Origin of the sequence: Celeribacter ethanolicus, from assembly GCF_002407265.1 — a bacterium.
GTDB lineage: Bacteria > Pseudomonadota > Alphaproteobacteria > Rhodobacterales > Rhodobacteraceae > Celeribacter > Celeribacter ethanolicus.
Window position 1 is genome coordinate 2,880,666 of record NZ_CP022196.1, and the last position, 13,427, is coordinate 2,894,092.

14 protein-coding genes are annotated in these 13,427 nt (G+C 62.4%); 13 read left to right on the forward strand and 1 reads right to left on the reverse strand.

What is annotated here, in order from left to right; genetic code table 11:
• Window positions 1-22 precede the first annotated feature (22 nt).
• The 4 genes from CEW89_RS14125 to CEW89_RS14140 are packed head-to-tail and all read left to right on the forward strand — an operon-like array spanning window position 23 to window position 4,210.
• Window positions 23-1,006 (forward strand): ABC transporter ATP-binding protein, encoded by a 984-nt coding sequence (locus CEW89_RS14125; RefSeq protein WP_096806322.1) that lies wholly within the window; start codon window positions 23-25, stop codon window positions 1,004-1,006.
• Window positions 1,003-1,956: an ABC transporter permease gene (locus CEW89_RS14130; protein WP_096806323.1), complete on the forward strand. Its 954-nt coding sequence runs from the start codon at window positions 1,003-1,005 to the stop codon at window positions 1,954-1,956. Before CEW89_RS14125 ends, CEW89_RS14130 begins: the two co-directional genes overlap by 4 nt.
• Window positions 1,946-2,755 (forward strand): ABC transporter permease, encoded by an 810-nt coding sequence (locus tag CEW89_RS14135; RefSeq protein WP_066707647.1) that lies wholly within the window; start codon window positions 1,946-1,948, stop codon window positions 2,753-2,755. The genes CEW89_RS14130 and CEW89_RS14135 overlap by 11 nt, the downstream gene beginning before the upstream one ends.
• Window positions 2,756-2,785: 30 nt before the next feature.
• Window positions 2,786-4,210, forward strand: coding sequence for a gamma-aminobutyraldehyde dehydrogenase (locus CEW89_RS14140; RefSeq protein ID WP_096807257.1), 1,425 nt, complete (start codon window positions 2,786-2,788; stop codon window positions 4,208-4,210).
• Between the two features lie 141 nt (window positions 4,211-4,351).
• Here CEW89_RS14140 and ppsA read toward each other — a convergent pair whose 3' ends face one another.
• On the reverse strand, window positions 4,352-6,769 hold the full coding sequence (gene ppsA, locus CEW89_RS14145) for a phosphoenolpyruvate synthase (RefSeq protein WP_096806324.1): 2,418 nt from the start codon (window positions 6,767-6,769) through the stop codon (window positions 4,352-4,354).
• Between the two features lie 189 nt (window positions 6,770-6,958).
• On the opposite strand from ppsA, the gene atpD reads away from it, so the two are divergent.
• From atpD to CEW89_RS14190, 9 genes are read left to right on the forward strand one after another with little or no spacing between them, the layout of a single operon-like run.
• On the forward strand, window positions 6,959-8,392 hold the full coding sequence (gene atpD / locus CEW89_RS14150; protein WP_096806325.1) for a F0F1 ATP synthase subunit beta: 1,434 nt from the start codon (window positions 6,959-6,961) through the stop codon (window positions 8,390-8,392).
• Window positions 8,389-8,844 carry a F0F1 ATP synthase subunit epsilon gene (locus tag CEW89_RS14155; protein WP_096806326.1) on the forward strand — a complete coding sequence of 152 codons (456 nt, stop codon included), beginning with the start codon at window positions 8,389-8,391 and terminating at the stop codon, window positions 8,842-8,844. Before atpD ends, CEW89_RS14155 begins: the two co-directional genes overlap by 4 nt.
• On the forward strand, window positions 8,841-9,125 hold the full coding sequence (locus CEW89_RS14160) for an AtpZ/AtpI family protein (RefSeq protein WP_096806327.1): 285 nt from the start codon (window positions 8,841-8,843) through the stop codon (window positions 9,123-9,125). Before CEW89_RS14155 ends, CEW89_RS14160 begins: the two co-directional genes overlap by 4 nt.
• Window positions 9,122-9,391, forward strand: coding sequence for an N-ATPase subunit AtpR (locus tag CEW89_RS14165; protein WP_066707657.1), 270 nt, complete (start codon window positions 9,122-9,124; stop codon window positions 9,389-9,391). Before CEW89_RS14160 ends, CEW89_RS14165 begins: the two co-directional genes overlap by 4 nt.
• Window positions 9,388-10,083 (forward strand): F0F1 ATP synthase subunit A, encoded by a 696-nt coding sequence (locus CEW89_RS14170; RefSeq protein WP_198403428.1) that lies wholly within the window; start codon window positions 9,388-9,390, stop codon window positions 10,081-10,083. Before CEW89_RS14165 ends, CEW89_RS14170 begins: the two co-directional genes overlap by 4 nt.
• Window positions 10,080-10,328, forward strand: a complete 249-nt coding sequence (locus CEW89_RS14175; protein ID WP_066707659.1) for a F0F1 ATP synthase subunit C — start codon at window positions 10,080-10,082, stop codon at window positions 10,326-10,328. Before CEW89_RS14170 ends, CEW89_RS14175 begins: the two co-directional genes overlap by 4 nt.
• 10 nt (window positions 10,329-10,338) lie before the next feature.
• Window positions 10,339-11,073: a F0F1 ATP synthase subunit B gene (locus tag CEW89_RS14180; protein ID WP_096806329.1), complete on the forward strand. Its 735-nt coding sequence runs from the start codon at window positions 10,339-10,341 to the stop codon at window positions 11,071-11,073.
• Complete coding sequence (locus tag CEW89_RS14185; protein ID WP_096806330.1) at window positions 11,066-12,580, forward strand: F0F1 ATP synthase subunit alpha; 1,515 nt, start codon at window positions 11,066-11,068, stop codon at window positions 12,578-12,580. Before CEW89_RS14180 ends, CEW89_RS14185 begins: the two co-directional genes overlap by 8 nt.
• A complete protein-coding gene (locus CEW89_RS14190; RefSeq protein WP_096806331.1) occupies window positions 12,577-13,416 on the forward strand; it encodes a F0F1 ATP synthase subunit gamma in 840 nt (279 codons plus the stop codon). Before CEW89_RS14185 ends, CEW89_RS14190 begins: the two co-directional genes overlap by 4 nt.
• Window positions 13,417-13,427: the final 11 nt, after the last annotated feature.

The following is a 13,427-nucleotide window of genomic DNA, read 5'->3' on the forward strand; positions in this document are numbered from 1 at the left end:
CGCCCTCCCTGAAAGACCAAAGATGACTGATGCAGTAACCTTCCGGGGCGTGTCGCGCCATTTCGGAATTGTGAAAGCCGTGGATGAGGTGGATCTCTCGATCCGCGATGGCGAGTTTTTTGCCATGCTCGGGCCGTCGGGCTCCGGCAAGACCACCTGCCTGCGCCTGATCGCTGGCTTCGAACAGCCGACCGCGGGCCATATCGAGATTTTCGGCGAACGCGCCGAGGGTGTGCCGCCTTACCTGCGCAATGTGAACACTGTGTTCCAGAACTACGCGCTCTTCCCGCATATGAATGTGCGCGACAACGTGGCCTTCGGGCTTCGGGTCAAGGGCGTCGGCCGCGCCGAACGTCACCGTGCCGCGGAAGAGGCTTTGGAGCTTGTCGAGCTGGGCGGCTATGGCAATCGTCGTGCAGGCGAGCTTTCGGGCGGGCAGCGTCAACGCGTGGCTCTGGCCCGTGCGCTGGTCAACAAACCGCGCGTCGTTTTGCTCGACGAACCTCTGGGCGCGCTCGATCTCAAGCTGCGCGAACAGATGCAGGAAGAGCTGCGGAAATTGCAGCGCGCTTTGGGGTTGACCTTCGTGTTCGTCACCCACGATCAGGACGAGGCCCTGTCGATGGCCGATCGTGTCGCGGTGTTTGCCGAGGGTAAAATCCAGCAGGTCGGCACCTCCGAGGACATCTATCGCCGTCCCAACACCCGCTTCGTGGCGGATTTCGTCGGCTCGTCGAATGTGCTTCCCGCCGATCTGGTGGGGGCGGGCGCGTCGGGGCAATGGGCCTCTCTGCGTCCTGAAGATGTTGTGCTTGATGCCTCCGGGCGTGAAGCCACGGTGACGGGGCGTTATTTCCACGGGCGTGTCACGAAGCTCTCGCTGGATCTGGCGGGCCAGAGCCTCACCGCGCTGATCCCGGCGCGCGAGAATGCGCCCGAGATCGGTGAGACGACAAAGATCTCCTGGGACCCGGCCCGCGTGCATGTGATGGGGCAGGGCGCATGAGCGATCTCTCCTCAAATGCGGCCATTTTTGCCCCGCGTTCCGGCCCGCTGGCACGCACGGTCGACTGGATCATCCGCCATCCGCAGATGTTCACCTTTCTCATGGTGCTGCCGATCACGCTTTGGTTGGGCATCGTCTATATCGGGGCTCTGATCGCGCTTCTGATCCAGAGTTTCTTCTCCATCGACGAGTTCTCCGGCATCATCGTGCATGAGGTCACGCTCAAGACCTATGGCGAGCTTTTGCGGCCCTATAACCTCGACATCATCCTGCGCACGGTTGGCATGGCCGCGGCCGTTACTGTAGCCGCCGCGATTGTCGCCTTTCCCATCGCCTATTTCGCGGCGCGTTACGCCAAGGGGAAATGGAAGGCGCTGTTCTATATCGGCGTGATGCTGCCCCTGTGGTCAAGCTATCTCGTGAAGGTCTACGCTTGGAAACTTGTGCTCGCGAAGGAGGGCATTCTGAACTGGGTCTTTGCCAAGCTGCATCTGACCTGGCTTTTGGACGGGGTCCTGTCGATCCCGGTGATTGGCGGCAATTCCCTGTCCGTGAGCTATATCGGCACCTTCCTCGTGTTTCTCTACATCTGGCTGCCCTATATGATCATCCCGGTGCAGGCCTCTCTGGAACGTGTGTCCAAAGACCTGACCGAAGCCGCCGCCGATCTGGGTGCGACGCCCAAGCAAAGCTTTCGTATGGTGCTGTTTCCGCTGGCTCTTCCCGGCGTTGTGGCAGGCTCGATCTTCACCTTTTCCCTGACGCTCGGCGATTACATCGTGCCGCAGATCGTCGGCAACTCGCGCCTCTTCATCGGGCAGGCGGTCTATACCCAACAGGGCACCGCCGGGAACATCCCGCTCGCCGCCGCTTTCACCGTGGTGCCGATCGTGATCATGGGGATTTATCTCTGGGGCGCGCGCAAAATGGGGGCTTTCGATGCACTCTGACACCCGTTCACCTCTGGGCCTGAAAATTGCCGCCTTCGGAGGCTTGTTCTTTCTCCTCGCTCCCATCGCGCTCATCTTCCTCTATGCGTTTTCGACCGAGGAAAAGAGCTTTCAATGGCCGCCGCCCGGTTTCACCACCAAATGGATCGGCGTCACCTTGGGGCGCGCGGATGTGTGGCAGGCCATGGGACTTTCCGTCAAAGTTGCCGCGATCTCGACCGTTCTGGCGCTTCTCCTCGGCACGCTGACTGCTGCCGCTGTGGCCCGGTCCAAATTCTTCGGACGCGAAACCATTTCGCTTCTGGTGATCCTCCCCATCGCTTTGCCGGGGATCATCACCGGGATTTCGCTGCGGTCCGCGTTTTCGCTTCTGGACATTCCGTTCAGCACTTGGACCATCGTTTTGGGGCACGCGACCTTTTGTATCGTGATCGTCTACAACAACGCGGTGGCCCGGTTCCGGCGGACCTCCGGCGCGCTGATCGACGCCTCTATGGATTTGGGGGCGGATGGCTTGCAGACCTTCCGCCTCGTGATCCTGCCCAATATCGCAACCGCTTTGCTGGCGGGGGGGATGCTGGCCTTTGCCCTCAGTTTCGATGAGGTCATCGTCACCACATTCACCGCCGGCAACCAGACCACCTTGCCGATCTGGATGCTCGAAGAGCTCGTCCGCCCGCGCCAACGCCCCGTGACCAATGTGGTCGCCATGGCGGTCGTGATCGTGACGGTCCTTCCGATCCTTGCGGCCTATTATCTGACCAAAGACGGCGAACACACCGCCGGTTCCGAGAAATAAGAACAGGGAGACACCCCCATGACGACCCTCATGAGCACGCAAATGCTGATCGGCGCGAAACTCGTTTCAGGCACCGAGACCGAGGAAAACATCCTCAATCCGCGTACGGGCGAGATCATCACAACCCTGCCCGAGGCCTCTCTGCCTCAGGTCGAAGAGGCGGTTTCGGCGGCCGAGAAGGCCTTTGAAGGCTGGTCCCGCACCACGCCTGCCGAGCGCTCCGGCTATCTGTTGAAGATCGCCGACAAGATCGAGGCGGAGGCCGAAAACCTCGCTGCCCTCGAAGCGCTCAACTGCGGCAAACCCGGTCCTATGGCGCTGGGCGACGAGTTGCCCGCGATCATCGACTGTTTCCGGTTTTTCGCAGGTGCTGTGCGCTGCATGACCGGGCCTGTGGCTGGCGAATATCTTGCGGGCCATACCTCGATGATCCGCCGCGACCCCATCGGGATCGTCGCCTCCATCGCGCCGTGGAACTATCCGCTGATGATGATGGCATGGAAAATCGCGCCCGCCATCGGGGCGGGCAACACGGTGGTGTTCAAACCCTCCGAGCAGACCCCGTTGACAGCCCTTGCCATGGCGAAAATCTTTGCCGAGGTCCTGCCGGAAGGTGTGGTGAATATCATTCTCGGACGTGGTGAGACGGTCGGTTCCGCTCTGATCAACCACCCGAAAGTGGCCATGATTTCGCTCACTGGCGACATCGCGACAGGGCGCAAGATTTTGGAAGCCGCGAACAAGACGATCAAACGCACCCATCTCGAACTGGGCGGCAAAGCGCCGGTCATCGTGTTCAACGATGCCGATCTTGAGGCTACGGTGGCGGGGCTTCGTGCGTTCAGCTTCTACAATGCGGGTCAGGACTGTACTGCCGCCTGCCGCATTTATGTTCAAGGCGAGGTTTACGACAAATTCGTCGCCGATCTGACCGACACGGTCGCCGACATTCCCTTTGGCAACGAGGACGACAGCCTCAACGAGATCGGCCCGCTGATTTCCTTGCGGCAACGCGACCGGGTGGCGAGTTTCGTGGCGCGGGCGCGCGAGGCCAATCATATCGAGATCACCACCGGCGGCGAGATTCCCGAGGGTCCGGGCTATTACTACAAACCGACCGTGGTCGCTGGTGCGCTCCAAACCGACGAGATTGTGCGGCGCGAGGTGTTTGGTCCAGTGGTGTCCGTCACCCGGTTTGACGAGCCGGAAGAGGCGATCAAATGGGCGAATGACAGCGATTACGGCCTCGCCTCCTCGGTCTGGACCAAGGATGTCTCCAAGGGCATGCAGGTCGCGGCCAAGCTTCAGTACGGTTGCACCTGGGTGAATACCCATTTCATGCTCGCCAACGAAATGCCGCACGGGGGCATGAAGCAATCGGGCTATGGCAAGGATATGTCGTCTTACGCGCTCGAAGACTATTCGGTCGTGCGTCATGTGATGGTCGCGCATTGACGGGACGCTGACGGGCGATGTCATGCACCGCCCGTCTGGTGTTTCTTTGGGGGGGGGCGTGCAGCACCAGCCCGATCCGGCCTTCATTGCACATGAAAAGGGCACCGGTTTCGGTGCCCTTTGTCGTGGTCAAAGCCGGTTTCAACTCCCGGTGTCTTCCGCCGCTTTCACATTGGCTTTCACCGACAGGAAGCTGTCCGGTGTGACGGAAATCGTGTCGATCCCCGCCTCGACCAAAAGCCGCGCAAAGCCCGGATCGTTGCTCGGCGCCTGACCGCAGAGACCGACCTTGCGCCCCTTGGCATGGGCTTTCTCGATCACCGTGCGGATCATCCAGAGCACCGCAGGATCGCGTTCGTCGAACTGATCTGCGAGCGCCTCCGAATCGCGGTCGATGCCGAGGGTGAGCTGCGTCAGGTCGTTCGATCCGATGGAGAAGCCGTCGAACCGGTCGGCAAAGGCATCGGCGCTGATGACGTTCGAGGGGATCTCGCACATCACATAGACCTGAAGCCCGTTTTCGCCGCGTTTCAGCCCGTTTTCCTCCATCACGGCAAGCACCTTGTCGGCCTCGTCGAGGGTGCGGCAGAACGGGATCATCACGATCACATTATCGAACCCCATGTCTTCGCGAAGTTTTTTGATCGCTTTGCATTCAAGCGCGAAACCGTCCTTGTAGGCGTCCGAATAATACCGCGATGCGCCCCGGAACCCGATCATCGGGTTGTGTTCCCTGGGCTCGAACGTCGCGCCGCCCAGAAGGTCGGCATATTCGTTGGTTTTGAAGTCACTCATGCGGATGATGGTCGGCGTCGGGTAATAGACGGCGGCGATCCGCGAGAGGCCCATGGCGAGCTTATCGACGAAATACTCCGTCCGGTCGGCATAGCCGCAGGTCAGCGCGTCGATCTGCGCCTTGACCTCTTTGGTCGGGAGCTGGTCGTAGCGGGTGAGCGCGAGCGGGTGGACCTTCACCTCGTTGTTGATGACGAATTCCATCCGTGCGAGACCCACGCCCTCCGCAGGCAGCCGCCACCACCGCATTGCGGCGGCCGGGTTGGCGAGGTTGAGCATGACGCGGGTTTTCGTTTCGGGCACGTCGTCGAGATGAATCTCACTGACGGAGACCTCGGCTTTGCCCTCGTAAATCACCCCGTCCTCGCCCTCGGCGCAGGAAACGGTGATGCTTTGACCGTTGTGCAGCACACGGGTCGCATCGCCCGTGCCGACAATGGCCGGAACCCCCAGTTCGCGGCTGATGATTGCGGCGTGCGACGTCCGCCCGCCGTGGTCCGTCACGATGGCAGAGGCGCGTTTCATGATCGGCACCCAGTCGGGGTCTGTGGTGGAGGTCACAAGCACCGATCCGTCGACGAAGCGGTCGATATGTTCGGCGCTCTTGATGATGCAGACCTCGCCGGTGGCAACCGCCTCCCCGACGCTGAGACCTTTGGCGAGTACCTTGCCATGATCGCCGACCTTGTAGGATTTCATCGCCCCGGCCTTGGCATGCGACTGTACGGTTTCGGGACGCGCCTGCACAATGTAGAGTGTGCCGTCCTCGCCGTCACGCGCCCATTCCATGTCCATCGGGCAGCCGTAATGTGCCTCGATGGTCGTCGCCATGCGCGCGAGTTCGAGGATTTCAGCGTCGTTCAGCACAAAGCTTTCCCGCTCCGCAAGCGAGGTCGGCACATTGCGCGTGGCGGCATTCTTGCCGCTGTCCTTTCCTGTGCCATAGATCATCTTGATCTCTTTCGCTCCGAGCGCCTTGTGGATGATCGGCGTGGTGCCTTTCTTGTCGAGGAAGGGTTTGTAGACCTGATATTCGTCCGGGCTCACGGCCCCTTGCACCACATTTTCGCCAAGCCCCCAAGCGGCGGTGATGAGCGCGACCTTGTCGAAGCCGCTTTCGGTGTCGAGCGAGAACATCACGCCCGAGCCGCCGATGTCAGAGCGCACCATGAGTTGCACGCCGACGGAGAGCGCGACATCGAGATGGTCGAACCCCTTGAGTTCGCGATAGGTGATCGCGCGGTCAGTGAACAGCGAAGCGTAACACCGTCGACAGGCCGACAGAAGCGCCTCTTCACCGACAACGTTCAGGAAAGTTTCCTGTTGCCCGGCGAAACTCGCGTCCGGCAGGTCCTCGGCGGTCGCAGAGGACCGCACCGCGACCGACGGGTTCTCGCGCCCGACACGACGCCCCAACTCACGATAGGCCTCGCGAATGTCAGTCTCGATCTGTTTCGGCCAAGACCCGGAGCGGATGATCGCCCGGATCGCACTCCCGGCTTCGGCCAGGGTCGACCGCCCATCGGCCAGTTTGCCAAGCTCTTGCTCAAGCTTGTCACCGAAATTATTGGCCCCGAGGAACATGCGATAGGCCTCTGCGGTGGTGGCAAACCCCGGTGGCACACGAATGTCCGCCGCGCTCAGGGAGTGCAGCATTTCGCCCAAAGATGAGTTTTTGCCCCCAACCTTGGCGACATCGCCGCGTTTGAGATGTTCAAGCCATATGAGCGTGTCGCTGGTCGATTTCACATCAGAATAGGTCATGATCTTCCTCCCGTCTTTTCGGGTGGGACCATAGCAGAGTTCCGGTTTTCGAGGTATGACGTGCGTCAATTCACGAGTATTTTACCTCAGTTGCTCCATTTTTGCGCAGGTCGGACGCGGAGGAAACAGTGTGAAATTCTGAAACCTCCCCATATAGTTACCAAAGACTCGGGCTTTGGAGGTCGCGCGATGACCGGTGAACTGGGCGAAACAGGCCAGACTGTGACAGGGACTGTGGTGGCTGTCCGCGGGGCGGTTGTGGATGTCGCTTTTCCGAAGGCGGCGCTGCCTGCCCTCAACGACGCCCTGCGTATCGACGATCCGGCCTTGATCCTCGAAGTTCAATCGCAGCTCGACGATGAAACCGTGCGCTGTATCGCGCTGCAATCGACCAACGGCTTGCGGCGGGGGGCGGACGCTCTGGCGCTCGGAGGGCCGATCGAGGTGCCTGTGGGGGAGGCCGTGCTTGGGCGTCTGCTCGATGTCACGGGCAAGGCCGGGGACAAGAAAGAGCCGCTGCCCGACAATGCGCCTCGCAAACCCATTCACAGAAATCCTCCGCCGTTTCGCGCCGAGGCCGGTGCGGCGGAGATTTTCCGGACGGGCATCAAGGTTATCGACCTTCTGACCCCTCTGGCGCAGGGCGGCAAGGCTGCGATGTTCGGGGGGGCGGGCGTCGGCAAGACCGTTTTGGTCATGGAACTGATCCGCGCCATGGTTGCGGGCTACAACGGGATTTCGGTGTTCTCCGGCATTGGCGAGCGGTCGCGCGAAGGCCATGAGATGTTGCTGGAAATGACCCAGACCGGAGTTCTGGATCGGACTGTCCTCGTCTATGGACAGATGAACGAACCGCCCGGCGCACGCTGGCGGGTGCCTTTGACGGCGCTGACCATTGCCGAGCATTTCCGGGATGAGGAGCAAAAGAATGTGCTCCTGTTGATGGACAATGTGTTCCGCTTTGTCCAGGCGGGTTCCGAGGTCTCGGGGCTTTTGGGGCGTCTGCCGTCGCGTGTGGGCTATCAACCGACGCTCGCGACCGAAGTGGCGCAGTTGCAGGAGCGGATCGCCTCCGTGGGGAGTGCCGCCGTGACCGCTGTCGAGGCCGTCTATGTGCCCGCCGACGATTTCACCGACCCAGCGGTGACGACCATCGCGGGGCATGTGGATTCCATGGTGGTGTTGTCGCGCGCGATGGCCGCCGATGGCATGTACCCGGCGGTCGATCCGATTGCGTCTTCGTCGGTGTTGCTCGATCCGCTTTTGTTGGGCGAGGACCATGTTGCTGTGGCCACGGAAGTGCGTCGCGCCATCGAACATTACCGCGAATTGCAGGATGTGATCTCGCTTTTGGGCATGGAGGAGCTGGGCCGCGAAGATCGCCGCATCGTCGAGCGTGCCAGACGGTTGCAACGTTTCCTGACCCAGCCGTTTTCCGTCACCGAGGCCTTCACCGGCATGAAGGGGCGTTCCGTCGATCTCAAGGACACCATCGCCGGATGTCGTGCCATTCTCGACGGCGAGGCGGACGAGTGGGACGAGGCGTCGCTTTACATGATCGGCACCATCGAAGAGGCGCGCGAAAAAGAGGAGGCTGCCCGCAAGGGGCAGAGTGCCGCATGACGCTCGAACTGACGATCACGACCCCGATGGAGGTGCTGGTCGATCATCTGCCGGTGCGTTCTCTGCGGGCCGAGGACGCAAGTGGCAGTTTCGGCATTCTGCCCGGTCACAGCGATGTCCTGACCGTTCTGACCGCCTCCGTGCTGCGCTGGAAAACCGCCGAAGGACAGGCGGGGTTCTGTGCCGTCGGCCCCGGTCTTTTGACCGTTTCCGGTGGAGACCGGGTCGATATTGCCTGCCGCAAGGCGATCCCAGGAGAGGCGCTGGAGGTGCTCGAGCAGGAGGTTCGGCATTTCAAGCAAGGAGAGACGGAGGCGGATCGTCAGGCCCGTGTCGAACAGATGCGGCTTCATGCCAATGCCGTGCGCCAGATGATGCGCTTCCTGCGCCCTGACCGGCCCGGCGTGCTCGACCATCCGCCTTCCGTGACACCGACAGAGGGCGAGACATGACCGTCCCTCGCCCCCCGCATGACGATGTCGAACAGGCCGCCCGCCGCGCCGTCGCACGCGAGAAAATGGGCCGCGCCGTGCCGGAACCCTCGCTCGGCGCCCGTTTGGGGCAGATCGGCATTCTCGGCTGGGCCATCGTGACGCCGATCCTGATCGGTATCGTTTTGGGACGCCTTGCGGATCGGCATTTCGAGACGGGGATTTTCTTTACCGCGCCCGCGATCTTTATCGGTGCAGGCATCGGGTTTTACAGCGCATGGAAATGGATGCACAGCCAATGACCGAGCAAACCTATATACTTCTCGGCCTGCTTCTCGGCTTTGCCGTTGGTCTTCTGCATTTCGCCTCGCTCAGACGCGTGACGGCGATGTATCTGTCGGGCACCTCCACGGCGCGCGCGATCATTCTGCAACTTGGGCGCCTCGTTCTGGTTGCCGCTCTGCTCGTGTTCCTTGCGCTGAAAGGCGCGCTGCCCTTGCTGGCCGGGGCGGGGGGGCTGCTCCTTGCCCGCATCGTCATCCTGCGCCGCAGCCGGAAGGAGGGATGATGGACAACCCGCTTTCCATTGAGCCGCTTTTCCACATCGGCCCGGTGCCCATCACCCAGCCGGTCGTGGTCACATGGGCGATCATGCTGGCGCTTGGGGTGTTTTCCTATGTCGCCACGCGGCATCTCAGGATCGTCCCCACGAAAACCCAGACCGTTCTGGAGCTTTTCGTCACCACCATCGAGGGGCAGGTGCGCGATGTGATGAATGGCGATCCGAAACCCTATCGCACGTTGATCGGGACGATATTCCTGTTCATTCTTGTGGCCAACTGGTCCTCGCTCATTCCGGGGATCGAGCCGCCCACGGCGCATATCGAAACCGACGCCGCACTGGCGCTCATCGTTTTCGTCGCCATTCTCAGGTTCGGCATCGGGTCGCGCGGGGTCAGGGGCTATCTCGCCACCTTCGCAGAGCCCACCTGGGTGATGATCCCGCTCAACATCGTCGAACAGATCACCCGCACCTTTTCCCTCATCGTCCGCCTTTTCGGCAATGTCATGAGTGGGGTCTTCGTGATCAGCATCGTGCTTTCTCTTGCCGGTCTGTTTGTGCCGATCCCGCTCATGGCGCTCGATCTGCTCACTGGCACGGTGCAGGCCTATATCTTCGCCATTCTCGCCACGGTCTTCATCGGCGCGGCCGTCGCCGAGACTCCATCCCCCAAACCTCAGGAGGACATACCCCAATGACCGAAAATCTCATCGAAGTCGCCTCGGTTCTGGCCGCGGCCATTGCCGTCGGTCTCGGCTCCATCGGTCCCGCTTTGGGCGAAGGCCGCGCGGTGGCCGCCGCGATGGACGCCATCGCCCGTCAGCCCGAAGCCGCAGGGACGCTCAGCCGGACACTGTTCGTCGGTCTCGCGATGATCGAGACCATGGCCATCTACGCGCTGGTGATCGCGCTTCTGGTGCTGTTCGCCAACCCCTTCGTCTGAGGGGCATTTTATGACCATCGACTGGTGGACCTTAGGTCTTCAGACCGTCAACGTCCTGATCCTTTTGTGGATTCTGGCGCGGTTCCTGTTCCGTCCCGTGGCGAAGATCATCGCGGAGCGTCAGGCTGCCGCGCATGCGGCGCTGGATGAGGCCGAGACGGCGAAACACGCCGCAGAAGCCGCCCGTGCCGAAGCGGAGGCCGCCAGGCAGGCGGTTCTGAGGGAGCGTGCGGAGAAAATCGCCGAGGTGCGCAAGGACGCCGAGGCCGAGAAACAGCGCCTCATGGCAGAGGTCCAGGCCGAACTGGACAAGGCGCGCTGGCAGGCGAAAGACGAGCTGGCGCGCCAAGGCAGGGCACAGCAAGAGGCGCTGTCGGAACAGGCCGGGGTGCTGGCCGGTGACATTGCCGACCGGCTTTTGGCGCGTCTGCCGAAAGAGGCGCGCGTGGCGGGGTTCATCGACGGGCTTGTGGAGGCCGTGGCGCAATTGCCGGAGAGCACGCGGGCAGGGATCGGGTTGCACGGTCCGGTGCCGCTTCGGGCGGCGCAGATGCCGACGGAGGCAGAGATCGCTCAACTGCGCGATGGGCTTGACACGACCCTTGGGCGCGCGGTCGAGATCGAAGTGACGGAGGCTCCCGAACTGATTGCCGGTCTCGAGCTCGACACGGCCACGGCCATCGTGCGCAACCATTTCCGCGCCGATCTGGATCGTATCACGGCGGAGGTGCGCAAGCATGACTGAGACCCCGGAGAACTGGCTCGACGAGAAACGTGTGAGACTGGCGCAGACCGCTCTGGCGCCGGAGGCCGAGCCGGTCGGCTGGGTCGCTCGTGTCGCCGACGGCATTGCGCAGGTCACCGGCTTGCCGGATGTCGCGTTGGGCGCTCTCTTGCGGTTCGAGAACGGCGGCTATGCCTTTGCGCATAGTCTCGATCGTGACGAAATCGCGGCTGTCCTGCTCGACGATACCGCCTCGGTGGCGGTGGGTGAGCGGGTGTCCGACACCGGCGATGTGCTGCGTGTGCCGGTGGGAGAGGCACTTTTGGGGCGCGTCATCGACCCGCTTGGGCGCCCGATGGACGGTCGCCCCGCGCCGCAGACCACGGAAACCCTGCCGGTCGAACGCCCTGCGCCGGAGATCATCGAGCGCGATCTGGTCTCCGAGCCGCTGGAAACCGGCGTTCTGGTGGTCGACAGCCTGTTTGCGCTGGGCCGGGGTCAACGTGAGCTGATCGTCGGCGATCACGCGACGGGCAAGACCGCGCTCGCCGTTGATGCTATCGTGAACCAGAAGAACACCGATGTAATCTGCATCTACGTCGCCGTCGGTCAGCGCGCCACGGCGGTCGAGCGGGTCGTCTCCGCAGTGCGCGAACATGGCGCGCCGGAGCGGTGTATCTTCATGGTCGGCACGTCCTCTGCCCCGGCGGGTCTGCAATGGATGGCGCCGTTTGCGGGCATGACCATGGCGGAATATTTCCGCGACAAGGGGGAGGACGTTTTGATCGTGATCGACGATCTGACGCTGCATGCCGCGACACACCGCGAACTGGCTTTGCTCACCCGCGAACCGCCGGGGCGGGAAGCCTATCCCGGGGACATCTTCTACCTCCACGCCCGGCTTCTGGAACGGGCGGCGAAACTGTCGCCCGAGCTTGGCGGCGGGTCGATCACGGCGCTTCCCATCGCCCAGACCGATGCGGGCAACTTGTCGGCCTATATTCCGACCAACCTGATCTCGATCACCGACGGTCAGATCGTTCTGAACACCCATCTGTTCTCCGCCAACCAACGTCCCGCCGTCGATGTCGGGTTGTCGGTCAGCCGGGTCGGCGGCAAGGCGCAGAAACCTGCACTTCGGGCGGTATCGGGCCGGGTTCGGCTCGATTATGCGCAGTTTCTGGAACTCGAAATGTTCACCCGGTTCGGCGGGATTTCCAATGCGCGGGTCAAGGCACAGATCGCGCGCGGGGAAAGTATCCGCGGCCTTCTCACCCAACCGCGCTACAGCGGCTTGCGGTTGGTCGATCAGGTGGCTTTGCTGGCCGCTTTGGCTGATGGCGCCTTGGACGAGATTGCACCGGAGGCAATCCCGGTGCTCAAGTCGCAGCTTCCCGGTTGGCTCGACCGGACAGCGCCGGAACAGGTCACGGCGGTGATGCAAAGTGGCAAGCTCGACGAGGAGGTGCGTGGCCCTCTGGTGGCGGCGGTCAAGGCGTTGGTGCAGACACTCGAGGTCCCGTCATGAGTGAACGCTTCGCCGAGATTTCCGCGCGGATCGAGACGGTTCACAAGCTGACGTCGGTGATCACGGCGATGCGCGGGATTGCGGCCTCGCGGGTGCAGGACGCGCATCAGCATCTTGACAGCATCCGAACCTATGCCGCCACCATCGGCGCGGCGATCGGACAGGCGTTGACGCTTCTGCCGCCGCCCGATGCCGGGGGCAGTGCGGGCAGGACGGGCCGTAACGCGGTTCTGGTGTTCGCTGCCGAGCAGGGGTTTGCCGGGACCTATTCCGAGCGGGTGTTCGACGTGGCGAAAGGGGCGCTTTCGGAGGAGGCGGAGTTGTTCCTGATCGGGGATCGTGGCCTGTCGGTGGCGGAGGACCGGGGGCTGAGCGTCGCTTGGTCCGCGCCGATGATCCTGCATGCGGCCCAGACCGCGACGCTGGCCACGAAGATCACGGAGGCGATCTTTGCCGAACAGGGGCTCACGCGCGTCAGTCTGATCCATGCCTGTCCCGGGGGCACGGAAGAGATGAAGATTGCGATCAAAACCCTGGTGCCCTTCGATTACGGGCGCTTTCCAGAACCCAAGACACGGGTGGCACCGGAGATCACCCTGCCGCCGGGGAAACTCTTGCAAAGCCTTGTGGAAGAATACATTTTTTCCGAGTTAAGCGAGGCGGTGATGCTCTCCTTCGCGGCGGAGAACGAGGCCCGGATGCGGGCGATGATCGCGGCGCAGGAAAACACCGAGGAGACGCTGGACGAGATGGTCAAGACCGCGCGGCGGCTTCGGCAGGAAGAGATTACAGGCGAGATCGTGGAGCTTGCGACCGCAAGCCTCATGCAGGCCTGAGGAGGAGGGCC